The organism is Nocardiopsis quinghaiensis (genome assembly GCF_008638365.1).
GTDB lineage: Bacteria > Actinomycetota > Actinomycetes > Streptosporangiales > Streptosporangiaceae > Nocardiopsis > Nocardiopsis quinghaiensis.
In genome coordinates this window covers 239,826-265,865 of record NZ_VWVU01000008.1, presented here as the reverse complement: position 1 = coordinate 265,865, position 26,040 = coordinate 239,826, and the positions used below count along the sequence as shown (strand labels likewise).

General features: G+C 73.4%; 13 protein-coding genes. 11 read left to right on the top strand and 2 right to left on the bottom strand.

All coding sequences use genetic code 11. The annotated features are described in order from the left end of the window. Nucleotides 1-22 precede the first annotated feature (22 nt). Nucleotides 23-706: a hypothetical protein gene (locus FYX01_RS26750; RefSeq protein WP_223830519.1), complete on the bottom strand. Its 684-nt coding sequence runs from the start codon at nt 704-706 to the stop codon at nt 23-25. A gap of 150 nt (nt 707-856) precedes the next feature. Here FYX01_RS26750 and FYX01_RS26225 point away from each other — a divergent pair, with 150 nt between their 5' ends. Beyond that, nucleotides 857-9,229, top strand: a complete 8,373-nt coding sequence (locus FYX01_RS26225) for a hypothetical protein (RefSeq protein ID WP_223830518.1) — start codon at nt 857-859, stop codon at nt 9,227-9,229. Beyond that, complete coding sequence (locus FYX01_RS17610) at nt 9,226-10,482, top strand: S8 family serine peptidase (RefSeq protein ID WP_150242699.1); 1,257 nt, start codon at nt 9,226-9,228, stop codon at nt 10,480-10,482. The genes FYX01_RS26225 and FYX01_RS17610 overlap by 4 nt, the downstream gene beginning before the upstream one ends. 162 nt (nt 10,483-10,644) lie before the next feature. Here the strand turns inward: FYX01_RS17610 and eccCa are convergent, their stop codons facing one another. Continuing rightward, entirely contained in the window at nt 10,645-14,607 is a 3,963-nt protein-coding gene (gene eccCa / locus FYX01_RS17605; RefSeq protein ID WP_150242697.1) for a type VII secretion protein EccCa, read from the bottom strand. Between the two features lie 193 nt (nt 14,608-14,800). Here eccCa and eccD point away from each other — a divergent pair, with 193 nt between their 5' ends. From eccD to FYX01_RS17560, 9 genes are all read left to right on the top strand, one after another. After that, nucleotides 14,801-16,201, top strand: a complete 1,401-nt coding sequence (eccD, locus tag FYX01_RS17600) for a type VII secretion integral membrane protein EccD (protein WP_150242695.1) — start codon at nt 14,801-14,803, stop codon at nt 16,199-16,201. A gap of 1 nt (nt 16,202) precedes the next feature. Then, complete coding sequence (eccB, locus tag FYX01_RS17595) at nt 16,203-17,645, top strand: type VII secretion protein EccB (RefSeq protein WP_150242693.1); 1,443 nt, start codon at nt 16,203-16,205, stop codon at nt 17,643-17,645. 73 nt (nt 17,646-17,718) lie between these two features. After that, nucleotides 17,719-17,991 carry a hypothetical protein gene (locus tag FYX01_RS17590; protein ID WP_150242765.1) on the top strand — a complete coding sequence of 91 codons (273 nt, stop codon included), beginning with the start codon at nt 17,719-17,721 and terminating at the stop codon, nt 17,989-17,991. A 54-nt stretch (nt 17,992-18,045) separates the two neighbouring features. Next, nucleotides 18,046-18,342: a WXG100 family type VII secretion target gene (locus tag FYX01_RS17585; RefSeq protein WP_150242691.1), complete on the top strand. Its 297-nt coding sequence runs from the start codon at nt 18,046-18,048 to the stop codon at nt 18,340-18,342. 119 nt (nt 18,343-18,461) lie between these two features. After that, nucleotides 18,462-20,525 carry an AAA family ATPase gene (locus FYX01_RS17580; protein ID WP_150242689.1) on the top strand — a complete coding sequence of 688 codons (2,064 nt, stop codon included), beginning with the start codon at nt 18,462-18,464 and terminating at the stop codon, nt 20,523-20,525. Between the two features lie 33 nt (nt 20,526-20,558). Next, nucleotides 20,559-23,627, top strand: a complete 3,069-nt coding sequence (locus tag FYX01_RS27055; RefSeq protein WP_150242687.1) for a hypothetical protein — start codon at nt 20,559-20,561, stop codon at nt 23,625-23,627. Then, the gene (locus FYX01_RS17570) at nt 23,518-23,853 is read left to right on the top strand and encodes a YbaB/EbfC family nucleoid-associated protein (RefSeq protein WP_150242763.1); all 336 of its coding nucleotides are present in this window, start codon (nt 23,518-23,520) and stop codon (nt 23,851-23,853) included. The genes FYX01_RS27055 and FYX01_RS17570 overlap by 110 nt, the downstream gene beginning before the upstream one ends. A gap of 51 nt (nt 23,854-23,904) precedes the next feature. After that, nucleotides 23,905-24,270, top strand: coding sequence for a hypothetical protein (locus tag FYX01_RS17565; protein WP_150242685.1), 366 nt, complete (start codon nt 23,905-23,907; stop codon nt 24,268-24,270). A gap of 69 nt (nt 24,271-24,339) precedes the next feature. Further along, nucleotides 24,340-26,010, top strand: coding sequence for a hypothetical protein (locus FYX01_RS17560; RefSeq protein WP_150242683.1), 1,671 nt, complete (start codon nt 24,340-24,342; stop codon nt 26,008-26,010). Nucleotides 26,011-26,040: the final 30 nt, after the last annotated feature.

Sequence of the window (26,040 nt, the reverse complement as noted above, 5' to 3'; positions counted from 1 at the left end):
CGGCTGGGAAGCCTCCCTCTGGTCAGCCACCGCAGGAGCCAGCCAAGCAGGCATCCAACAAAGCACCACCGACACCACCCTCACCACCCTCGACCTCCTCAACAACCCACCCCACACACCACCGACCACCGCCCAGAACGAGAGCGGTCCCTCTCCTGAGAGAGGCCACGGTGTTCCGAACGCCGGGAACGGCATCGGTCAGGGGTTCTCCGGAGGCGGTCCAGGCGGAGAGGGCGACCGCGGACCCGGTGACCGGACAGGTCGGGAGGATGACGCAGCCGACCGCAGCGGGGCCCCGGCCCCCGTCAAGGACGGCTCCGGTGACCGTGATGGCGACGGTCCCGTCCCCGACGTCGACGACGTTCCCGACCTGGTCAGCGACACCGAAAGCGACAGCGGATCCGACACCGACTCCGTACTCGGGGACCCCGACGACCCCGACGACCCCGACGACCTCGACGACCTCGACCGGACCCCGGACACCGCCCCCCGCGTACACGACGACGAGAACACCCACGCCCCGCTCTCCGACCCCCTCAAACCCCCCTGGGCCCAGAAAGACCCGTTCAACCCCCTCGGCCCACCCGACCCCAAACACCCCACACTCACCCCCGGAAACCACCCCCTCCTCCCCGGAACAACACCACCAGGCCCGAACAACCCACCACTGACCGTCTACTTCCTCAACGAGATCGTCCCCACCCACACCGAAGCGACCACGGACACCGACGCGGAACAGAACGTCCCCGGCCCGGGAGCCCCTCTCCCGGCACCGGAGACCGACTCGGAGACGAACACGCGGACGGGTACCGTCCCCGTTCCCCCCGGGAACGGGCCGGAGCCGGGGAACCGGTCCGTGCCCCCGGGTTCGGACCAGTCCGTTCCCCCCGCTCCGGTCAGCGCCGACAGCCCTCCGGGGCAGCCTCCGGGTTCCGGCGACAGCGGTCCTCCGACCGTCGGGCAGTCCTCGTCCGCCGGGAACCCGGAAAACCACGCGTCCCCCGACGACACCGACGGTCAGCGGGGAGGCGGCGACCGGGGCGCCCCCGCGGCAACCGCGGAGCGATCCGGCCAGAGCACGACAACGGCCACAGCCCCGGGGAACGACGGCTCCCAGCAGGAGGACACCGACCAGGACACCCCCGTCACCGGGACGCGACAGCACACGGACGAGAAGACGTCCGCACCTCCTCCGCCGCACGGCACCGGGCGGCAACCGGACGCGCCGGAGCAACAGCCCTCCCCCGCGTCCCCGTCCCACCAGGCGCCGAAGGGCGACGCCTCGTCCGACCGGGACAACACGGAGCAGGAGCACGACCCGGGTCCCGAGCCGGTCTACGACCCCAAGCCGCCCGGTCACCACCTGTTCATGCCACCGCAGCAGACGCCGCACATCCCGACGGCACCGGTGCCCGCACCCGGCGGCAACCAGAACCCCCCGCCCTCTCCGCCGCCGGAAGGGAACGGAGGCGGCCGACCGCACCAGCACGGCGCCGACACCCGCGCCACGAGCAGCGGCACCTCCAGCAGCGCCTCCGAAAAGCGTCCCCCCAGGGACACGGACGGCATTCCGGCGGGGCCGGAGGGCCCGCCGCGGCCCCGACCCACCGCGACCGGCGGGTCCGCGGAGGGGCCCGGACTGACACCCGTACCGACCGGCACCGGGACGCCCCGGACCGCCCAGGGGGAGGAGAGCCCGCCTCCGTCTCCCGGACCCGCTCCGGCCGAGACCGACGGCACGGCACCGGGGGCAACGCTGCCCGACCTCGGCCCCGGCACCGAAGCCGACACCGACCTCGGCTCCGACAGCGGAACCGACGGCCGCGCTCCGGAAACACCACCCCCCTCACCCCCCGACAGGCGACCGCCACCCCCGCCATCCGGTGACGCGGAGGTGTCCCCGGTTCCTCCTCCCCCTCGCCCCGACGGTGCGGACACCACCGGGGGAAGCCGGGGAGAGACGCCGCCGGACCCCCGTTATCCGGGCTCCGTCACACCGGACCGCTCGCGGGACGACAGCTACGACCTCTCCTACCTGCTGACGTCCAGCCTGGTGAACGCGAGCATGGTCCACGCCCAGCACCTGCAGGCGTTCGTGGACGACGCCCTCACCGGCGACACGGGACACGCCGGCGCCACGACGCGCGACGCGGTCAGGGAACAGGTCGCCCGGCAGGCGCGCAGGGACATGGGCGTGTTCTTCGGACCGGACGGGTTCTCCACGACCGTCACCGACGCGGACGGCTCCACGTGGCGGGCGAACGTGAGACTGCGGCCCTCCGGTGATGGCTTCCACCACGCGCCCACGCGAACGGAGCGGGGCCCGGCCGCCCCCGAGCTGAAGCTGGTGGACGAGGCGGGAGAGGCCAACCCCGCCGAGGGAAGCGGCGGTCACGGCGGAAACAAGTTCGTCGGGCTGGGGTTCCAGGTCTCCCCGCTGCTCCTCGGCACGGTGGGCGCCACCGACATCGGCCCCCGGTTCTCCGTCAGCTTCTCGGGCGGAACGCGCCAGCGCCAGAGCGGGGAGACGACGGCCAGCCTCCACGACGGGTACACCAGCTACGAGATCAAGGGGAAGCCGGAGGTCTACGCCTCCGACCTGGCCATGTCCCTCGACCTGTCCCCCGTGCCCGCGACCGCGGACGGACAAGGGCACGTCGACGGCCCCGCGAACCGCGGCGTGAGCGCTCGGTCGGACTCCCCGAACGGAGTGCTCCTGGTCCTGCCGGGCAAGGTCGTACCCAACGCCGGTCCGCGGTCGATCCGGCTGCGCGACCCCTTCGCGACCGAGGACCACCAGCGGGGCCGGGACGAGGACGCCGGGCCCGCGGGTCCGCACGCGGACAAGGGCCACCCCGTGTCGGTGGGCGACATCCGTCCGAGTGACGGCTCCTCGGACAAGGCCTTCCCCGACTGGATCGCCGACCGCCTCTGGTCGCCCGAGCAGGACCGCGGGTGGTGGCGGCCCATGCTCGACAAGATGACTCCCGCGTTCGTCGAGAAGCGCAGGCAGCAGAGGATGGACGCCTTCCTCGACCAGGTCGGGGAGACCTTCTCGCCCAGGTCCGTGCGCAACAACCTGCCGAAGATGACCTCCGGTCCGGCGGTCTTCCCCGTCACCGACCCCTCGGGGACGCCCCGTCTGGTGAGCATCCGGTCCGTGCCCACCTCCTACCGGGCCAAGTCCCACAGCATCCCGCCCGGGAAGTACGTCAAGGGCAACAAGGCCGAACGTGAGAGCGGCTCGTCACTCCGCCACAGCGACGTCCTCGGCGGGACCCTGGGGGCGGGCGTCAGCGTCGACGCCGGGGTCACGGGCGGCTCCCGCAGGGCCCGTGTCGACGCGCTGGCCGTGGAGGGGGGAGTGCGCGGCCGGTCGACCGAGGAGAGCTCACGGTCGTCCTCGGGTTCGGCCAACCGCATGAACTACGGCAGCAAGGCCGAGACGTCCGCCTACGACGTCCAGCGCAACTACTACGTGCACTTCGACGGCGATCCCACGGTGTACCGCTTCCAGGGCGACACCGTCGAGATCCTCACCGTCCAGGAAGCCCGCATGCTGAGCGGAGACGAGCCTTCGGACAAGGTGCCCGCTCCCGTCCGGGCAGCGGGGAGCACCGCGGACGCGCCGGGCGACCAGCGGAGCGACGACCAACGGACCGGGGACCAGGGGGCCGGAGGAGGGCAGCGCGGGGACACACGGCCCCCGGTCCTGCGGCCGCCCCGGCCGAACCTGGCCGAGGACCGGCCGGTCACCTTCCACGGGGCCGTGCCGCGCGAGTTCACCTGGCCCGACGGCAGCCAGTACCACGATGTCGACGGACACCAGCGCAGCATCTACCAACAGATCGCGTACGAGGTGCTGCAGGGGCTGGCCGACAAGCGGCCGGGCCTGGTGCTGCCGGAACTGGCACGGGACTCCAGGAACTTCGCGAGGCGGCCCGGTCACGAGAACACGGGCCCCCTCACCGGTTCCACGCACGAGCACCGCCCCTTCCGGCGCGACCACGGCGCCGCCGTCTTCAACACCCACAGGGTCATGGACGCGATCTCCGCGTCGGTGTTCAAGAGCGGCACGGACGACCTGACGCTGCACGGCCAGCCCATCCACCTGATCGAGACGGGGAGGTTCGACCCCAGCGCCCTCTTCAGACCGGGCGGGGACGTTCTGCGCCCCCCGTTCGTCTCGGTGCGCGTCACCGCGGACTTCTCCTCCCTCCAGCACACGGGGGAGACCCGGAGGGGAACCGGCGGCGAGTACACGGGCGCGGCCGAGCGCACCACCGGGGACGGGAGGCAGACACGCAAGACGGTGCGGCTCACCACCGGTGCCTACATCCGCAGGACCGACGCCGTCGACGCGGCAGAGAACCCGCGCGACGGAGGTGTCCTCTCGGTCTCCGGTCAGCTGAGCAGTACCAGGGGAGAGGGCCGGGGCCTGGGCGTCAAGACCCAGAGCGAGGAGATCATCCAGTACGCGGAGGACTCCAGTGTCTGGAACTCCACGGTCCGATTCTCGGCGAAGCTCTACGAGAACGACGACCTCGGCATGGTCCTGGGCGGTGACACACCGCTGGCCGACCGCGGAACCGACCTGCTGAACGCCCCGGTCGAGGCGCTGGCGACGATGGACACGGCCAAGGGCGTTCCGGACGGAGGGCGGAACGGGCGGGACGGCGCTCCCCCGCGGGCCACCCGGATCCAGCCGATACCGGTCGACCGGGCCAAGGCGATGATCGACGGCCACACGAGTCCGGAGCCGGACAGGGTACGCAAACGGCGCGACGTGACCGGGACGGTCAGGGGCTGGTTCGGCCGGGGCCCGGACCACCAGCCACCGGGCGGAGGCGTCCCCGGCACCGCGCAGCAGAACACGGGTACCACCGGTACCGGCCAGCGGGGCAGCGGCGACGGGCAGCAGAACACGGGTACCACCGGTACCGGCCAGCGGGGCAGCGGCGACGGGCAGCAGAACACCGGGGCCCGGCCCGATACCGGCCAGGCGCCGACGCACGCGCACAGCACCCCGGCGCCGGACCCCGGCGCCCAGAACCAGGACCGGAACACTCCGGACGACGACGCAGGCACGCGTACGCCCGAGCAGCGTCGAGCCGCGCTGATTCGCGACCTAGGCGCCACCATCGAACACGTCAACACCCGGTTCAGCACCGGTGACGGCAACCGGGTGGGCAGCCTGCTCGACGCGGCCTACGAGAACTTCTCCTCGGTCCCGCCCTGGGAGGCGGGTGGCGGCGTCCAGCGCACGCCCGGCAGGTTCGGGTTCGAGCGCAAGCTGCGGCACTTCCTGGTCCGGGGCCAGGGCAGCAGGCAGTTCTACGAGAACGCCCTCTCCCCGGAGAACCTCGCGGGAAACCCCGCGCTGCGGTCCTCGGGAGGCGCCCGGACGCGCACGGAGATGAGCGGCGGACCGCTCTCCCCGCACCACGTCCGCGCGACGACGTCCACCCGGTTCGACATCGACTCCGTCGACCGCTTCGAGCAGTCCGACGGCGCGATCGTCTGGAAGGGCAAGAACAACCTGGAGGTGTTCACCCGGGCGGGGAGGAGGACGGACCTGACCGTCCTGGCCTCGGGCGGGGGCCGGTACAACCCCAACCCCGTCCAGAGCACCGGCCAGCCCGCCGACGGCACCGCCCCCGAGCCCGCGCCCGACTCCGCGGGGGCGCCCCTGGTCCAGCTGGGCCCGTCCGCGGGCAGGAGCCTCCTCGACCGCCACACGAACACCAAGCCCTCGTCGAAGTTCTCCGAGGCGGTCGAGTTCCACCCCAAGATCCCGATGTCGTACGCGTTCTCCGCCTCGGGGCGCGTGACCCAGGCGATGGAGTTCGCCAAGAACTGGAGCATCGGGCCGACGATCCCCCGTGCCGCGCGCTACCGGGGCTGGGAGGCGCAGGTACGCGACCTCGTCACCGGGCTGGTCCACATCCGCGACGCCCACCAGGCGGGCCTGGTAGAGGACAGGGTCGTGGAGACCGGCGACGGACTGGTCCGCGTCCCCCAGCCCGAGCCGGAAGCACCGCGGTCCGTGCGCCCGCGCCCGGGCTTCGAGGACTCCGGCAAGCTGGTACGGCCCGCCGACCCGGACCGGGCGCTCCAGAACCTCGCCAACGACCTGGCCTCGCAGGGGTGGGAGCTGACCAAGGACAGCCGGGAGACCATCCTGCACACCCTCAGCTCCCCCCTGGGACTCAACCCCGGCACCGGGGCGCCGGTACCGGTGAAGGTCCGCCCCATCGGCCACTCGATCGGCGACCTCAACGCTCCGACGACCGCGCCCCTGTCCCTGGACGCCACGGTGAACCTGCGGCTCGACCGGGGGGAGACGGAGGTCCAGTACCTGGGCGGCAAGACGGAGTACCGGCAGAAGCAGGGCTGGGAGGACGGGGACAGGGTCCACGAGGGCAGCGAGAGCTCCGTGTCGGCGGGCGCGCAGGGCGCGCTCCTGACGCCGCTGCCCCGGTCGGGGGGCGACCAGCCCGGCGGCACCACGCCGTCGAGCCGCCCCTACCTCATGGGGCTGTACGGCGACGCCTCCTCGGCGAACGCGCACGGCGAGGGCGGGAGCACCAGGAACACGGACAAGCGCGCCGTCGGTCTGACCATGGAGACGCCCTACGCGCGGGTGTCGTCGGACACGCGGCTGACGATCGACCTGCACATATCCAACAAACAGGGGTTCGCCAACACCCTGACGGGCGAGAGCCCGGGACCGGGCGGGCGGCGGGACTTCACCGGCACCGGCGGCTCGGGCAGGGTGGAGGCCCTCTACCCGACGCCCTACCTCGACCTGTCGGCCGGCGGGGACGGCACCGCCGGGGAGACCGCCGGCGGCCGGCGGGGAGGGAACCCGACCGCACCGGAGAACCCCTCCGACGAGCACCACGCCTCCATCGGCGACATGCTGCGGAACTGGTCGAGGGCCAACGACCCGCGGTCCCGGAGCGGCTTCGAGGACGCCGTGGTCCTGCCCGCGGCCGTCGGGAACCGCGGACAGGACGTCCGCGACCTCGGGCACGTCGTCGTAGCCAAGTCGCTGGGCTGGACCCCGCCCGAGGGCTCCGTACGCGACGGGCGCTACACCCCGGAGGCCGTCAGGCGGGCGGGCGAGTACGCGGCGGACGAGCTGGGACTCAACTCCCGGAACAACGCCATCGACCACTCCCTCAACGCGATCGCGCTCAAGGCCCTCTTCCCCGGGGCCCACGCCGAAGCGGGCACCGAACTGATCCAGATGGGCCGGACCAGGTGGGGCGTGCGGGCCGCGCCCGACCCGGGCTCGGCGCGCATCGTCGACTACAACCCGAACATGCGCCTGACCGACTCCTCGGAGACGGGCAGGACGTTCTCCCCGACCCGCAACCAGTCGTCCACGACGACCATGGGCATGGACGCGCGCCCCTCGGGCCGTACCGGAACGGGCCCGCCGACGACGGCCACGCACCACGGCTCGGCCAACACCGCGGGGTCCTCCACCTCGGGCGGCGACACCGCGCGGGGCAGCAGGCCGAAGGAGCCGCCCCACTCCGACCGCGTCCGCACCGGTCCCGCCTACCTCGTGGAGATCGACACCCGCTGGGCCATCGGCGCCCGGTCCGAACTGCGCGGGCCGGCGTACAAGCGCGCGGTGAAGTACGTCGGGAACAAGTTCGCCGCGGCCGGGAAGTACACCGCGGCCAAGACACGCGGCGCGTTCGGCGGCCGGGACACCCCCTCCCCCGTACCGGAGCGGCCCGCGCGGTGGCAGTGGGGCGAGACCTCCGCCCCGGTGACCGTCTGGGTCTCCCACGGCGACGCGGTGAAACTGGGTGTCCTCACCCCCGGCGACGCCACCCGGATCGGCCCCCTGACCGAGCGGTTCGCCAACGACCAGAAGGCGCTCGGCGCCGCCGAGAAGGCCTACCTCGAAGCCCGCCTCCCGCTGGACAAGGCGGCGGCCGACCGGGTCGCCTCCCCGGACGACCCGGACGTCCGGCAGCGCTACGACGACCTCGAAGCCGCCTACCAGGACCGGCTGGAGAAGTTCAACAGCGCCGAGAGGACCTGGGAGGCGTCACTCCGCGCACTGCGCGACGGCCTGGGCGGACCCTCGTCCCCGCCCCGGCCCCGGACCGCGAGCGCCCCCTCCCTCGACACCATCGAGGAGGAGCCCCCGCCGCCCCCGCGACCGAACGCCGACGACCCCGCGGCCGATCCCGACGCCGTCCCCCTGCCCGACCGGGGCGCCGGTCAGCGGGGCACCGGCCCGAACCTCCTGGACAGGCTCGGCTCGGACCTCAACATCCGACCGAAGGAGACCGATCCGGAGGAGACCGAGCGGAGCGGCACGCGGCCCGTACCCGCACCCGTACCCGCACCCGGACCCGCGCCCGATCCCGACCCCGGGCCGGAGCCCACGTTCCCTCCCGGGTGGGAGCCCACGGACGCGCACCCCCCTGGCCCGGGCACGAGGTCGTCCGGGGAGTGGAACCGGTTCTTCGAAACCGTGGGGCTCGGACAACCGCCCCCGCCGGTCGGTGACGAGATGTTGGAGTACGATCCCCCTAGCCTCCTCGACGTCTTCACCTCCGCGCTGCACCCCTCGGTGCCGGACGGAGGCGGCACGCACGAGGCCGCCTCCTCGTCCTCGCCACCCGCGGCGCACCAGGAGCAGCCCATGCCCACGACCACCAGCGGCGACGCCCGTCCGCCGACCACCGCCTCCCCGCTACCCGCACCGGCCGGGGACCAGCGGCCCGGGACCGCCGGCACGTCCACGGACGGAACCGCGCCCGTCGGCGGGACACCCGTCCACCAGGCGCCCCCGGGGGAACAGCAGGACGACGCCTCCCCTGTCGGCGACCGGACGCACGGCACCGCCGACACTCCCGTGCCGGAGGCGCCTCCGGCACCGCTTCCGCCGCTTCCTCCACCACCGCGTTCCCACACGCCCGGGTCGCGTCCGGGTCATCCGACCGGCACACCGGGGACCGGACCCGAGGGCGCCGCCGGAGGGAACGGATCCGGGGGAGCCGCCGCGCCCGCCGGAACCGGCGGGAACACGGACCCGCCACCGGCCGGGACGGATCCGGAGCCGCCCGTGGCCACCGAGTCCCCCGAGGACGTCCCGCTGCCCCCTTCACCGTCGGAGGGGGAGAACCCCGTCTTCCCCGTACCGGCGCCGAACCTCCCCGGGAACGGGCCCGAACAGTCAGGAGCGCACAGCAGGTGACCGCACACACCGATCCGGGGAGGGTGCGCGCCCGGCGGCGCGCGGCCGTCCGCGCCACCGCGGCGCTGGCCCTCGCACTCGTCTCCCCCGGTCTGACGGCCCCCGTCCTGGCGGCACCCGCGGCGGCCCGGAGCCCCGACGGCCCCGTGGCGCTCACGCAGGTCCATCCCTTCAAGGGCGGCGACCAGCCGTGCGCGGCCGTCGGGGACGACGTCGTGGAGCAGACCCCCTGGACGCACCACTTCCTCGGCCTGTCCGACGCCCACGAGCTGAGCACCGGACAGGGTGTGCGCGTGGCCGTGCTGGCCACCGAGGTGGACGGCGGCGTACCCGCTCTGGCCGGCGCCGTGGAGGGCGGCCAGTCGGCCGACTGCCTGGGGTTCGGTACGTCCCTGGCCGGCGTGGTCGCCGCCCGTCACGTCGAGGGGAGCGGCCTGGTCGGGGTGGCACCCGGAGCCTCGGTGACCGTGGTGCCCACGGGGGACACCGGTACCGGCCTGGCCCCGGCCCAGGCGATCGCCGCCGGGATCGGGAACGCGGTGGGGTCCGGGGCCCGCGTGGTCCTCGTGGGCACGGCCGCGTGGGAGGGCTCCGCGGCTCTGGACGCGGCGGTGGCCGACGCGGCCGAGGCCGACGCACTGGTCGTGGCGCCGGCCACGGTGCCCACGACGCAGGGCCCGCTGCCGGGCCACCCCTCCCAGGACCCGTCGGTGCTGAGCGTGGCCGCCCACGGCGTGGAGGGGGCTCCGGTGGCCCAGGGACCGCTGGTCCTGCCCACCGGTGATCTGGCACGCGTGGACCTGACGGCGCCGGGCGACCGGGTGGTGGGAACGGGCCCCGGCGGCGGCCACGTGGTGACGGCGGGCGACGGTGTGGCGGCGGCGTTCGTCGCGGGGGCCGCCGCGCTGCTCATGGCGCGTGAACCGGACCTGACGGCGGCACAGGTGCGCGAGCGGCTGGTCTCCACCGCCTACTCCTCGCCGCTGGGGGACGCGGACCCGCTGGCGGGCGGCGGACGGGTCGACCCCCTGGGCGCCATGGCCACCGCTCCGGGCGGGACCGCCGCCGGTGTGGCGGGCGAGGGGTTCGTGCCCGACCCCTCACCGCACGGTTCGGTGGACGCCCCGGCCACGGCGGTCGTGGTGTGCGGCTCGCTCCTGCTCATCGTGCTGTGCGTCCTGGGCGGTGCGGTGCTCAGGCGCGGACGTGCCCGGGGCTGGCGGCCCGCCGCCCCCGGCGAGCCGCTGTCGTAGGGGTTCGGCCGGAACCGTCGCCGGTGCGGCGCCCGGGTTCTGACCCGCGATCCGGAGAACCGGTCCCGGGATCCCTTTCGGTCGGTGCGCCGTCCGGACCGCCGGAGCGGCGCGTGCGGGCGACCGTCCTGGCGGCCCCGTCCCGCCGGGTTCCCCCGCCGCTCAGACCTCGACGCCCTCGGCCACGGCCAGCTGGACCTCCACCGGGTCGCGGCGGGAGATCCACAGGGCGCGGCCCGGAGGCATCGTCCGCGGCCGGATGTTGCCGAACAGCATCCCCTCCGAAGGCGGGCAGGACAGCAGGATGCTCGGCGTGTTGGAGTCGATGAGCGTCCGGATGACGGGGTCCGAGGAGGCGCGGCTGAAGCCGCCCGCGGCGTGTACGAGCACCACGTGCAGGCCGATCTCCGCACCCTGGGCGAGCATCGGCAGGAGCGGGGCCAGCGGACTGGGGCCGCTGCCGGAGACCATCTCGAAGTCGTCGATGACGATGAACAGCTCGGGGCCGGTCCACCAGTCGCGCCTGCGGATCCGGTCGGGGGTGATGTCGGGCCCGGGCAGTCGCACCTTCATCGCCTGCGCGGCGGCCGCCATCATCTCCTTGACGTTCTCCCCCGAGACCGCGTAGCCCAGCTGCATCTCCTTGGGCACGGCGTCGTAGAGCTGGCGCCGCTGGTCGGCGAGCACGACCTTCGCTGTGGTCGGACCGTAGTGGTCGCGGATCGCGTTGGTGATGTGCCGCAGCAGTGTCGTCTTGCCGGCCTCGGTGTCGCCGACCACGAGCAGGTGTGGCGTGGTACCGAAGTCGTGCCAGAACGGCTGCATCCGACGGCTCTCCAGCCCCATGGGTACCTTCAGGCCGCCCGCCTCGGTCAGCTCGGACCCGGGCAGCTCGGCGGCGCGCAGCGTCGGGGGCAGGGTGCGCACCGGCGGGGCCTGGGGACCGGTCCAGGCCGCGCGTACGCGCTCGACGAGCTCGGACATCCCCTCGGACAGGGAGAGCGCGTCGGCGTTGCCGTCGGCGCGGGGCAGTCCGGTGAGGAAGTGGTGCTTGTCCTCGGTGATGCCGCGGCCGGGGACGCGCGGGACGGTCTGCGCGGCGCGCATGTGGACCAGCGAGTCGACGGGGTCGCCCAGCCGCAGCTCGAAGCGCGTCCCCATCAGGTCGCGGACGCCGGTGTGGAAGTCGGCCCAGCGCGGCGAGGCGACCACGACGTGCAGGCCGTAGTTCAGGCCGCGCTGCACGAGCTGGACGATGGGCCCCACCAGGTCCACGTAGTCCTGGCGGATCGTGCCCCAGCCGTCGATGACGAGGAAGACGTCGCCGTGGGGTTCGTCGGCGAACTCCCCCGCCGCCCGGCGCCTGCGGTAGGTGCCCATGGAGTCGACGCCGTGCTCGGCGAAGAGCGCCTCGCGCCGGGTGAGCAGCTCGTTCATCTCCATGACGGTGCGGGTGATGCGCCGCTCGTCGGTGCGCACGGCGACGCTGCCCATGTGCGGCAGGTTCCTGAGGGAGGTCAGGACGCCGCCACCGCAGTCGATCCCGTAGAACTGCACCTGGGCGGGGGTGTTGCGCACCGCCAGGGTGAGGATGAGCGTGGCCAGCATCGTGCTCTTGCCGCTCTGGGGACCGCCCGCGACACCCACGTGCCCCCCGGCCCCGGACAGGTCGGCGACCAGGGGCAGGCGCCTGTGCTCGAAGGGCCGGTCCACGACGCCCAGCGGTACGCGCAGGGATCCCCTGTCGTTCCAGGCCAGAGCGCCCTCGGGGACGCGGGTCCCGGTCATGGCGAGCAGTCCGTCCACGAGCGGCGGCACGTCCAGCGGTGGCAGCCACACCTCGCGCGCCGCCGGACCCAGCCCGGACAGCCGGGACAGGGCGGTGGCCAGGAGGCTCTCCGTGCTCTCCTCCCGCTCCTGTTCCACGGGCTCCTCGGGTTCGGGGGCGCTCGTGAGCACGGGGGTGTCGGCGAAGGGCACCACCTCTCCCCCGGCGCTGTTCCTGCGGACGGCCCGGTGCCTGACGCGGTAGGGGCCGGAGACGTAGGCGGCCTTGAAGCGGGTGAGGGTCTCGGTGTCGGTCTTGAGGTAACCGTTGCCGGGCGCGGAGGGCAGCTGGTGGGCGTCGGGGACCCCCAGGACTCCGCGGCTCTCGATCGCGGAGAAGGTGCGCAGCGCGACCCGGTAGGACAGGTGGCCCTCCAGCTGGTGCATGCGGCCCTCGTCCAGGCGCTGGGAGGCCAGCAGCAGGTGAACGCCGAGGCTGCGGCCCAGGCGCCCGATCATCACGAACAGGTCCATGAAGTCGCGGTGGGCGGCGAGCAGCTCGCTGAACTCGTCGACGACCACGAACAGCGTGGGCATCGGTTCCATGGAGGGGTCGGACTCGCGGGCCTTCTCGTACTCGTGGATGGAGCTGAAGTTCCCGGCGGCGCGCAGCTGCTCCTGTCTGCGGACGAGCTCGCCGTGCAGGGCGTCCTGCATGCGGTCGACCAGGATCGCCTCGTCGGCCAGGTTGGTGATGAGCGCGGAGGTGTGCCGCAGGCCGTCGAGCCCGATGAACGTGGCGCCGCCCTTGAAGTCGACGAGCACGAAGTTGAGGGTCTCCGAGGAGTGGGTCAGGGCGAGGCCGAGCACGAGGGTGCGCAGCAGCTCGCTCTTGCCCGACCCGGTGGCGCCGATGAGCATGCCGTGCGGGCCCATGCCGCCCAGCGCCGACTCCTTGAGGTCCAGTTCCAGGGGCGCGCCGTCGGATGTCATGCCGATGGGCACGCGCAGCCGGTCCTTGGCGTGCAGCTCGCTCCACATCCGCTCGGCGTCGTGGCCGTGCAGGTCTGAGATGCCCAGCAGGGTGGTGAGCTCGAAGTCGGTGGTGAGCGGCTCGGTCACCTCGACGGCCACGCCGACCCGGTAGGGGGCGAGCAGGCGGGCCAGGGAGGCGGCGCGGGAGGGGCTGAGGGCGTCGGGCCGGCCCAGCACCTCCTCGGTGTCGCGTCCGCTGTTGTCCCGGGAGAGCATCACGAGGCGGTCGGCCTCCACCCGAAGGGCCAGGGTGTAGGGATCGTCCTCGGGCGGCATGGGGTCGGCGACGTCGATGACGACCGCGTTCCGGTACCCGCCGCCCAGCATGCGCGACCCCGGGGGGATGCGCCCGCCGTCCACGACGATGACGGTGAGGGGCTCCTCCCTGCTGGGGACGGCGGTGGGGTCGAAGCGGGGGCGGTCGGCCAGGTCGGCGCCGATGAGCTGTTCGAGTCCGACCGCGTCACCGCACAGCAGCCGGGCCGGGCCCGCGCCGTCGCGGGCGGTGGGGTGCTGGCTGTGGGGCAGCCACTTGGCCCACGACCACAGGGGCAGGGCCTCGTCGGAGGCGCACACGGCGACCCGCAGCTCGTCGTGCGCGTGGAAGACGATGAGCTGGCCGAGGAGGGCGCGGACGAGGGCACGGCTGGCGTCCAGGTCGCCGCGCATGGTGATGCGGGCGTATCCGCGCAGGTAGACCTGGACGGGCTGGTCCTCGACGGTGCCGTAGGCCCGGATGAAGCGGCGCAGGGCGTGCGCGCTGAGGGGTTCGAGGTCCTCCACCGGCTTGGAGGAGACCGGTGAGATGGACATGGCCAGCGCCTGCTCGCCCACCGCCACGCGCACCTCGGCGAAGTCCTCGTCGGCGGACCGCCGCTCCCACAGGCGGGAGGTGCGCACGACCGACCACAGGGCGTCGGGGTGGGGCGCCCGCCAGAGCATGGCGTCGCGCTGCTCGGTGACCACCTCGCGCAGGCGGACGCGCATCTGCTTGAGGTAGCGCAGGTAGTCGCGGCGGTCGTCGTTGAGCTGGCGCCGGCGCTCCAGCAGGGCACGCACGTACTGGCCGCCGAGCATGACCACGGCGCCCACGAGCATCATGCCGCCCGCCAGGTAGGGCATGACGGTGCCGCCCGAGCCGCCGGGGCGGACGAACAGCAGCACCATCGCCATCGAGGTCATGGCCATCGGCAGGTAGGTGAACACCGCCGAGACGTTGGACTGCGGCTCCGGCAGCTCCGGGGGTTCCTGGAGGGTGACCTCCCCGGAGGGCAGGTCCGGTCCGGGGCGCCGCGGGGGGCGGCGGACGAGGATCGTACTCACAGGTCGGGGTCCTCCCTTGCCGGGAACGCGGATGCGGCCGGGTGTGGACACCAACACCGCGACCAGAACACTACCGTTGCCAACCAAAGTGACAAACAACAAAATTTAAAACAACACACCTCCAAAAAGGGCCCACGGGCTGTTAGCGTCACTTCCGCCCCTGTCACGAACCCCCGCCGCATGATGGGTCCCGATGAACGATGCCGCGTCCGCGGACCTGTGCCGCCTGCTGATCCGAGCCCCAGGGCGCTCCTTCGAGATCGCGGCGCCCACAGAGGTCCCCCTCTCCGAGATCCTGCCGACCCTCGTGCTGTACGCCGAGGGTGACAACGGCGAGGACCTGGACGAGAGCGGTCTGGAACACGACGGCTGGGTCCTCCAGCAACTGGGGGACGAACCCCTGGAGGAGGACGAGACCCTCCGCTCCCTGGGGCTGTGCCACGGCGAGACCCTGTACCTGCGCCCCCGCCGCGACCAGCTGCCGCCGGTGCACTTCGACGACCTCACCGACGGCGTCGCGACCGGCATGGGCGACCGCCCGGACCGGTGGCGCCCCGAGGCCACCCGCGCCATGCTCCAGACCCTGGGCCTGGTCGTCCTGCTCACCGGCCTGACCGTCCTGGCCAGCGGCGGTTCCGGAGCGATGACGGCGCTGTCCGCCGCCTGCTCGGCGGCCCTCATGCTGCTGTCGGCCTGGGCGGCCTCACGCGCCATGGGCGACCTGTCCGCCGCCACCGGCCTCGCCACGGCGGCCACCCTGTACATGGCGGTCGCCGGGGCGGCCGTGCCCTCGGGGGAGCCGGGTACCGCGCTGACCGGCGCGATGGTGCTGACGGGCTCGGTGACCGCGGCCGGGGCCAGCGTGCTGGGCCTGGCCGCCGTGGCGGGCTCGGTGCCCTTCTTCGCCGGGCTGTTCACCGTCGAGGTGCTGTGCGCGCTGGGCGCGCTGTCCCTGATGTTCCTGCCCGGCGCCACCGTTCCGGCGGTGTCGGGCCTGGTGGCGCTCGTGGCCCTGCTCACCGGCACGTTCGCCCCCCAGCTGGCCTTCCGCCTCTCCGGTCTGAGGCTGCCGCCGCTGCCGTCGAACCCCGAACAGCTCCAGGAGGGGATCGATCCCTTCCCCGCGCGCGCCGTCCTGGACCGCGCCGCCCTGGCCGACCGGTTCCAGACCGCCCTGTACGCCTCCACCGGCGCCGTCCTCACCGTCTGCCTGACCGTGCTCGCCGCCTCCCCCGGGTGGGTGCCGGTGACTCTGTGCGTGGTGCTGGCGCTGGTGATGCTCCTCCAGTCGCGGGGCCTGGCCGGCGCCTGGCAGCGGGCGTTCGTGGTCGCTCCCCCCTGGGCCGGGCTGACCGCGCTGGTGCTCGTCCTGGTGTGGACCGCCGCCCCCCTGCCCCGACTGCTGGCCCTGGCCGGCCTGTTCGCCGCCTCCGCGGTGCTGGCCGTGGTGTCGTGGAACCTGCCGGGCACGCGCCCCCTGCCGCACTGGGGCCGGGCCGCCGAGATCATCCAGTCGCTGCTGACGGTGGCGGTCGTGCCCCTGGTCCTGGCCGGGTTCGGCGTGTTCTCCCTCCTGCGCGGGATCGGCGGCTGACATGCAGTCACGTCGCGACAGGGTGATGGCCTACAACTTCACCGTGGGCCGTCTGGGCACGGCCATGCTGGAGGGCGACCCCGACGCGGTCGACGCCCCCCTGCGCCGCACCCGCACCGGCACCTACATCGGCATCGCGATCGCCGCGGTGCTGTGCGTCGGGTTCCTGGTCTTCGGACTGGTCTTCCCCGGGGGCGCGACCAGTTGGCGCCAGGAGGGCCGCCTGATCGTGGACCGCGACAGCGGTGCCTCCTACCTCTACTCCGCCGGAGTGCTGCGACCCGTGGACAACCACGCCTCGGCCCGGCTGATCCAGGGCGCCGAGGCCGACGTCAGCCTGGTCTCGGCCCGGTCGCTGGAGGGGGTCCCCGTGGGCGGCCCGGTCGGGATCGCGGGCGCGCCCGGCGCGCTTCCGGGGGCCGAGGCGATGGCCTCGTCGGTGTGGCGCCTGTGCGCGCTGGTTCCGGCGGAGGACGAGCGGGGCCGCACCGCCCTGACGATCGGCCCGGCCCCCGAGCCGAGTCCGCCCGCGGGCGGTGAGGCCGTCCTGGTGTCCGGCCCCGACGGCACCCCCCATCTGCTCTGGAACGGGAGCCGTCTGCGTCTGGACGAGGAGGGCGGCGCGGTCCAGGCCCTCGGCTACGGAACGAGCGGCGTGCTGCCCGTGACGCCGGCCTTCCTCAACGCCGTGCCCACCGCCCCCGACCTGACCGCCCCGGAGGTCCCGGGGGCGGGCGAGGACGCGGGCACGCTGGCGGGAGGGCCCCGGCGCGTGGGCCAGGTGTTCGCGGTGTCCGCCACCGGCCAGGAGGACCAGCACTACCTGCTGGCCCGGGAGGGGCTCGTCCCCCTCTCCACCACCCAGGCGCTGCTGCTGCTCGCCGACCCCGACACCTCCGGGGCCGCCTACCGCGACGCGCCTCCCGAGGCCCTCCCCCTCCCGGCGGGCGAGGCGCACACCCGGCTGGCCGACGATCCGGGCCCCCGCGAGGAACTGCTCCCCGCGACCCCTCCGGACCTGGTGGAGACCGGTGCCCGCGTGCCGTGCCTGCGGCTGGCCGCTGACGGCTCGCTGTCGCTGACCATGGACGACCCCGCCGGAGTGGAGGCGTGGCCGGTGCAGGAGAGGCCCTCGATCACCCCGGGCTGCCCCACCCCCGACCTGGTCGGCGTCCCCTCCGGCCACGGAGCTCTCGCCGCGGCCCGCCCCGTGGGCGGCAGCGGCTCCTCCCCCACCCACTACCTCGTCACCGACAGCGCCGCGAAGTACCCCGCGGCCGACGAGGGCGCCGTGACAGCGCTCGGCTACGGCACGGGCCAGGCCGTCCCGGTGCCGACGTCCCTACTGCGGCTGCTGCCCACCGGGCCGCTGCTCGACCCGGAGGCCGCGGCCCTTCCGCTGGCGGCACCGCCCACGGGCGGGGCCGCCGAGTGTCCACAGTGAACCGAACAGAGGAGACCCCGTGGCAGCCAGGACACGGACCACAGAGGAGGCCCAGCTCATCGCCCGGGAGGCGATGAGCGAGGCCCACACCAGCTGCAACAGCATCTACACCAACGTGGACGACGTCCGCGACAGGCTGCGCCAGGCCTGGAAGGGGCCCGCGGCCGAGAGGTACAGCGAGGCGGTCATCCTCTGGCTGGAGGAGCTGCGGCTCATCACCAACGACATGAACCAGATGATCGGCACCTTCGGCGGCACCGTCCGGGCCATGCACGCCGTCGAGGACCAGGCGGTCATCGACGGTTCGCAGTGGATCAGCCAGCTCAACCCGAACCAGGCCGGCTGAGGTCGGGCCACCGGTCCCCCACTCCCAGAAACACCTCTTCCGGAAGGCGGAACCATGAACGGGTTCGACGTCCACTACGCCCAGGTCGACGAGGGCTCCACCACGCTGAGCACCCAAACGGCGGCGGTGAGGAACCAGATCGACACGCTCGACGCGCAGATGCAGGCGGTCAAGGCAGACCTCGAAGGTGACATGGCCACGGAGTACGACCGCAAGGTCGCCTCCTGGCGGAACAACGTCGCCGACATGCAGTTCCTGCTGGGCAAGGCCCAGGAGGCCCTGAACGAGATCCGCACCAACTACACCGCCACCGACGGGCGCGAGGCCATGAAGTGGCAGGCGCTGATGTAGGCCGCTCCCCCTCCCAGGGGCGGGCGCCCCGCCGCTCCCCTCCGGGGGCGCCCGTCCCGGCCACACGGCCGTGAGAATCGACGAACGACCGCCCCGAGGGCGGTGAAGGAGGTCCTGACGTGGAGTCCCCCCTCTTCGACTTCCGTGCTGCCCTCTCAGGGGCCGAACCCGAACCCCTCCGCACCGAGGAGGAGCCCGCTCCCGGGGAGCAGGACTCCCCCTCCACGGCCAGCCGCGCGGACGCGGCGCCGATCAGTGTCGACCTGTCCACCGGACTGCTCCTGCTGCGGCACGGCCCCGCCTCGGTCGAGGTGGACACCGCCACGCAGGACGCGGTGCTCGACCCGGCCGGAACCGGGGTCACCGCCGACGGCGACGGCGTGATGCTCCTCGCTCCCCGAGGGGACACGGACACCGCATCCCCACACCTGCTCCCCGGCGAGGAGGTCACGCGCACCGTGTCCGTGGCCGAGCCGGAGACCGGGGACGTCTCCGGCCAGGAATTCCGGGGGGCCGAGGCCCGCACCGCCTCGGTTCCGGCCGAGCCGGGGGCCGCGCGGGAAACGGCCGCGCCCGTCGAACCCGCGGCCACGTCCGAGCCGGCGTTCACCGGCGGGACCACGGCGCTGGCCTCCGAACCCCTCTCCACCCACGACCACGCCCCCAAGGCATCGCGGGAACCCTTGTTGGAGGGGACCCGGACCGGCTCCGGTGAACCGGTGGCCGAAGCCGTCCCCATCTCCGCCGGGACCGAGGACCCCGCGCACGAGGAGTCCGGTGCCGAGGACGGGGACGCCGGCGCCCCGGCCGTGACCCTCGACCCCGAGACGGGCGTCACCACCGTCGAGGCCGGCGACCTGAAGTTCGTCATGGACGCGGACACGGGCACGGTCTCGATCGAGCCCGGTGACCGACACGTGCCCCTGGACCCGGAGGCCGCCCCGGTCACGATCGAGACCGGGACCCTCCTGCTGACCATCGACCCGGAGACGGGCACCGTCGGCATCGACACGGTCGAACCCGAGGAGGGCGAGAAGGCCCTTCCCACCACTATCGAGATCGGCGACCTGAGGCTCGCCCTGGACCCCGAGACGGGCGAGGTGACCCTCGACCCGGGCGACGGGGACGTGGAGGTCGACCCCGACACGGGTCTGATCACCGTCTCTGGGAAGTCCGACGGAGACGGCGCCCCGGACGAGAGGGACGGTCCCGGGAGCGATGGGCCGGGCCAGGACGGGGCGGGACGGGACAGCCGCACCGGTGAATCCGGCAGGCCGGACGAGGAAAGCTCCGGAGGCGACGGCGCGGACGGGGGCCGGACCTCCGGCGACGTACCGCGCACGCCCACCCAGACCGCCGGGTCCCCCGACGGCACGCCCACCCAGACCCCCGGTACCCCGCTGTCCCCCCTCACCCCTCCGCTCTCCAGCACTCCTCCGGAGGAGCAGGACACTCCCGGCGAGGCCTCCGACGGCCCCGTGACACCAGGTGGGGAGTACACGCCCACCACACCGATCCCGGGCACCGCCGACAAACCGATGGAGGCCCTGGTCGACCACGTCCCCGGCGACGGAGACGGAGACCGCGGGGAGGACGACTGGGACCAGGGCCGCGAGGAGGCCAACGGCGACGAGGACGGCGACGGCGGCGACGGGGACGGGGACGAAGACGGCAAGGAAGACGGCAAGGACAGCGAGGACGACGAGGAGAGCAGCGGGAACGAGAAGGGCGAAAGCGGCGAAGCCACCAGGATCGACCTCGACCAGCTCAAGGACTTCCGCAAGAAGTTCGTGATCCCGCTCCGGGAACGGGTCAGCGAGGAGGTCACCCGGTTCGCCCCCTACCAGAACGCGGGTGGGAGCGGGGAGAGCGCCCAGCACCACATCCTCATCGGCAACGCCAAGTTCCTGGAGTCGGCGGGGCTCCTCTCCTCCGAGATCGACACGTCCCTCGCGACCCTCTACAGCATCCTCACCGACCTGGAGAGCGAACTCGGCCTGATCGAGGACAGGCTCCACGAGAACATGAGCGCCTTCGTCAACCTGGAGGACGAGCAGAAGCTCAGTGCCCAGGATGTGGTCAACCTCATCGGTTCTCCCTCGGCCGGCACGAGCAGCGGCTACGGCTACGGCAACGGTTACGGCAACGAAGAACCCGCGGGTGAAACGGACGACGAGTCCTAGGCATACGGGACCCGGGCACAGGAGGAGGGCGGAATGCCGGAACTGCACCAGATCTTGAACATCTTCGCCGACCTGGAGGACGGGGGCGAGCATCCCAGCATGCCCTCCACGGACACGATCCTGGACCCGCCCTGGGTCGATCTGGGCCGCTACCACTTCTATTACACGGACCACTTCATCCACGGGTTCGACTTCAAGGACGTGGACCGGTGGTGGCGCTTCCCGCGCAACGTCCCCGCGTCCAACGGCCAGGTCGTCTACAACACCGTCCGCTGGGACTACTCGGGCTACAAGATGCAGGACCAACTGTGGACCGGGGACGACTCGGTCGAGGCCAAGTTCCTCAGGGGGCTGAAGGACCTGACGGACGTGGCCGCCATCGCCTCGGGGAACCTCGCCTCCACCTCCTACGACCAGAGCACGATCTGGGACGTCTCGGTGAGCATGGCGGGTCTGGACGACTTCCTGAAGAGCTACGTCGAGAACAAGGAAACCGGGCTCCTGCAGGCCTACCAGAGCATCGACGTCCCCGACAGCGCCATGCAGGGCTCCGCCGCGGGAGCCTACGCCGCACGGCTGTACGACCTCGCCGCACGGCTGGCCAACCTCAACATGCAGTTGGACCGCTTCCACCCCGAGATCAACAACCTCCGCGGCCCGTTGCTGGAGAAGATGAACGCCCTGGTCTCCGCCGTGAACCAGGCGTTCTCCGGGCCGAACGCCACGATCAAGGGCACCCTCGACGACTGGTACGTCAACGTGTCCGCGGGGACCGAGAGGTGGAACGAGAGCCGCGAGCAGTTCGAGATCCGCTACCACAAAGACCCTCCCACGTACGGGATCGTCGGCGACGGAGTCACCGACACCAACATCAACAACACTCTGAAGAACCGCTGGCTGGAGAACTACAAGCCGGTCCTCACCGCCGCCAACGACCTGTACACCGCGATGGTGTCCCACTACCAGGGCACGTCCACCCGCTTGCAGCCCATCAAGGAGCCCATCGGCGGTCTGCCGCCCGGCTACTCCGGGCCCGGACCGGGCCCGGGCGGAGGCGGTGACGAGAACGGGGACGGCGTCCCGGACTGGCTTGACGACCTCTACGGAGACGGACCGCCGAACACCTACGGAGACAGCGACGGAACCCCCGACTGGCTCAAGAACCTCTACGGGGACGGCGGCCCCCTCGACCTCACCGGCTCAGGCCCGGGAGGCGGCGACCCGTCCGGCCTCGGCGGCGACGGCTCCGGCACCCCGCCCCCGCTCAACCTCAGCGGACCGGACACCGGCGACGGCGGCCCCCTCGACCTCAGCGGACCGGACACCGGTAACGGCGGCCCCCTCGACCTCACCGGCTCAGGCCCAGGAGGCGGCGACCCGTCCGGCCTCGGCGGCGACGGCTCCGGCACCCCGCCCCCGCTCAACCTCAGCGGACCGGGCGGCGACCCGACCGGGAACAACACCTTCGACCCGACACAGGTACCGCCCGTGTCCTCCCTCGGGACGGACGCCAACCCCGACCCGGGCAACGGGGCCTTCCCGCCACTCGGCCTCGGCGGACCCGTCGGTCCGAACGGGCCCTCCGGGAGCGGTACGGGCGGGCGGCGCGGCGGCCTTCCCTACGACGGCTCGCTGGAACGCGACCCCGAGACCGGGCTGCCCCTCAACCCGGCCACCGGCGAGCCCTACCCCGTCGACACTGAGACCGGCCTGCCCCACAACCCCGACACCGGGCTACCGATCAACTTCGACCCCGACACCGGCCAGGTCCTACCCATCGACCCCGTCACCGGGCAGCCCGTCCCCGCCGGACAGACCGGCAGCTCCCTGGAACGCGACCCCGAGACCGGGCTGCCCCTCAACCCGGCCACCGGCGAGCCCTACCCCGTCGACGCCGAGACCGGCCTGCCCCACAACCCCGACACCGGGCTACCGATCAACTTCGACCCCGACACCGGCCAGGTCCTACCCATCGACCCCGTCACCGGGCAGCCGGTCGGCATCGACCCCGGAACCGGACTCCCCACCGACTACGGCGACATGACGGTACCGCCCGGCTACGGTGACCTCCCCGGACTGTCGGACGTCCCGGGCCTGCCCACCGACTACGGATCCGACTCGCCCCCCGTCAACCCGGCCACCGGCGAGCCCTACCCCGTCGACGCCGAGACCGGCCTGCCCCACAACCCCGACACCGGGCTACCGATCAACTTCGACCCCGACACCGGCCTGCCCACCGACTACGGCGGCACCCCCGGGCTGTCGGACGTCCCGGGGTACGGCGACCTCTCCGGACTGTCGGACGTCCCGGGCCTGCCCACCGACTACGGATCCGACTCGCCCCCCGTCAACCCGATCACCGGCGAGCCCTACGTCACCGATCCGGACACCGGCCTTCCCTACCCGATCGATCCCGAGACCGGGGAACCCATCACCACGGGCTTCGGCGAGAACGGCCCCCTCCTGCCGTCCGACTACGAGGTCCCGCCCCTGGAGAGCTCCGAGGACTTCGGACTCAACTACGGAGGCCTCGGCTCCGGCCCGTCCGACGGCAGCGGATCGGGGCACCCCCCCGGCACGGCCGACCGTTCTTCCCTGTTCTCCGCCCCGGGCGGAGGGCAGTACCAGGCGGGCGGCCCTCCGGGCGCGGCCGGGGGACAGGGCGCCGGAGGCTCCGTGGGCGCCGCGGGCGGCCAGACGCCGCCGGGCTCCTCCGCCGACGCCACCGCTCCCGGCATGCCGATGATGCCGCCCATGATGGGCGGCATGGGTGGAGGCATGGGCGGCGGGGGCGGCGGGGGCGACAACAACCGCGACCGGCAGCGCTCGACCTGGCTCGCGGAGGACGAGCGGGTCTGGGGGACCTCGTCCGACCGGCAGCAGTCCGTACTGGGGCGGCCCGTCCCCGGCCAGAACAAGAAGGGAGCACCCCGGCATGAGTTCGCCGATGCAGGACCGGATGGAAGAGGAACTGGCACAGCTTCACAGGACGATGGACAGGCTCGCGGACGCAAGCGCAAGCCTGGAGTCGGCAACCGAAGAGGTCGTGGCCAAGAACAGGCTCGTGGGGGCGAAGGTGGACGCGACGGGGGAACTGGTTGAGCTGAAGTTCCACAGCCAGGCCTACCGGGACATGGCCCCCACCGAACTCGCCGCCGCGGTGACGGACGTGGTCAACCGCGCGCGGAAGCAGATGGCCGGGCGCGTCGCCCTCGCCTACGGTCCCTTCCTTCCGGAGGGAATCGACGCGGAGGAGGCCCTGAGCGAGGGGTTCGACCCCCACAAACTGCTCGACCGCCTGGGCATCCCTCCGGAGGGCCCGCGGTAGCCCGGCCTTCTCCCACCCCGTACAGACACCCTTCCAGGAGAGGACACGAGCATGACGGACCGGCCGGGCGGAGGCGTCTTCGCCTTCCCTGAGGGCCTGACCAGGGACGGATCGAGTATCCACGACGCCGCCGACTACACCCGCGAGCTCCAGCTGTGGGCGCGCGGTGAGCTACAGGCCCTGGGCAAGGTGTGGGGCGAGGGGGACAAGTTCGCCGAGAGCATGGAGAAGTCCCTGGGCGAACTGTCCGAGCTCATCGACAAGTACATGGACTTCCTCGTGCAGGCGCAGAGGGACATCGCCGACTACACGCAGGAGACCGGGGCCAACTACGGCCGCGCCGAGAGCGGCAACGAGGACATCGCCTCGGGCATCGGCCCCACGGACGGCACCCCCGGCGACGGAGGCCGCAGGTGACCTCCACCCCCACCCGCCCGGCCGGCCGCGAGCGCGGCCTCCCCGGGCCTCCCCCGAGAAGGAGACCCGATGTCTGAGAGCGCGCAGGCGCGCGGCGGAACCGACGGAAGCCCGGTCCCGCCGGCCGGCTTCCGGTCGGCGCCCTCCGGCGGCGACGCTGCCGCGTCCCCCGGCGGAAGACCGGGGGACGCGCCCCCGGCCCCGCCCACTCCCGCCCCCGACACGGCGGCCGAGACCGCCGCCCGGACCGGTCCCCGGATCACGGGAGCGGTCCAGGAGCCCTCCGCGCCGAAGGCCGCCGAGGAGGCCCTGGACCGCCCGGGCAGGCCCGTCCTGGCGGGCGCGGCCATCGCCGGACTGCTGATGGTCGTCGCCCCCTTCGCCATGACCGCGGGGGTTCCCGGCGTGACCCTGGAGTCGGTGCCGCTCGCCTCCGGCGCGGACGTGACCGGAGGCCGGGCCCCCGGCGCCGCGGAGGCCGGGGCCGCGGGGAGCACCGAGTCCGGCGCCTCCGTCGCTCAGGCGGGCACCGGATCGGCCCCGCCGCAGGGAGACCCGGCCCAGGAGACCGGATACGTCCCCGAGGTGAGCGGGGGCGAGGGGGCCGCTCCGGCGATGCCCGACCCGGGTACGGCGGCGGCCAGCGGGGACGCCCCGGTGGAGACCGCACCGGCCGAGCGGGAGGCCCCGGAGACGGCCACCGCACCCGAGGAGGGAGAAACCTCCACCGGGGACCCGGCCGCCGAGGACGCCTCGACCGACGGAGGCGCCGGGAACGGCGCGGACGCGGAGGCCGGGGGCGCGGGCGCCGACGGCGGTGACGCGGAGACCGGCGATGCCGGAACCGACGCCGGTGACGGGGTCGCCGGCGCACCGGAGGAAGGCGCGGACGGGACCGCTCAGGAGGACGGGGGCACCGGCGCGTCCCAGGAGGACGGCTCGGCGGAGAACGCCGAACCCCCCGGTTCCGAGACCGCGGGACAGGAGGACTCGGGCCAGGGCTCCGCCGCCGACGGGAACGCCGCGGCAGACACTCCCCCGCAGACGGAGGGCACCGGAACCGGCGACGCCTCCGACGCGGCGGGGACCGCCGCCCAGGGGCAGGCGGCCGAACCGCGCATCACCGAGGGGCGGTCCGGAACGGAACCGCAGCCGTCGGAGGGCGGGGGCTCCATCCTGGAGGACGCGGTCGCGACGACGGGCGCCCCCGAGCCGGAGCCCTTCCTCGCCGTCGCCGGACCCGGCTGTCCGGACACCCCCGGTAGCTCCTACGCGAACGCGGAGCGCTGGGACAGCGCGGAGGGCACCGGGAGCTGGGCCACCCGACCCGGCGGGTACGCGCAGGAGGGCTGCGACGGCGGCTACGAGGCCGTCCCGGTCTCGGGCGACCCGGAGCGCGGCAACGGCCAGTACGCCTCCTGGACCTTCTCCCCCGGGGAGGCGGGGGCCGTGTGCGAGCTGTACGTCCACGTCCCCGACGACGAGAGCCCGCTGTGGATCGCCCCGGGTGAGGCGCGCTACCAGATCTTCCCCGGCCCGGCGGCCGAGGGGTCGGCCGCCGCCGTCTTCGGGTTCGACCAGGCCGGGGTCCGGGGCGGCTGGGTCCAGGTGACCGGCTTCACCTCGCCGACGGAGGAGTTCACCGTCCAGCTCACCAACGCCGGTGCGGACCCCCTGGCGGGTCAGGAGCACACCAGCGCTCACGTGGCCGCCTCGGCCGTACGCGCGTCCTGCTCCTGACCGCCACCGGCTGGGCGGCCCCCGCGCCAC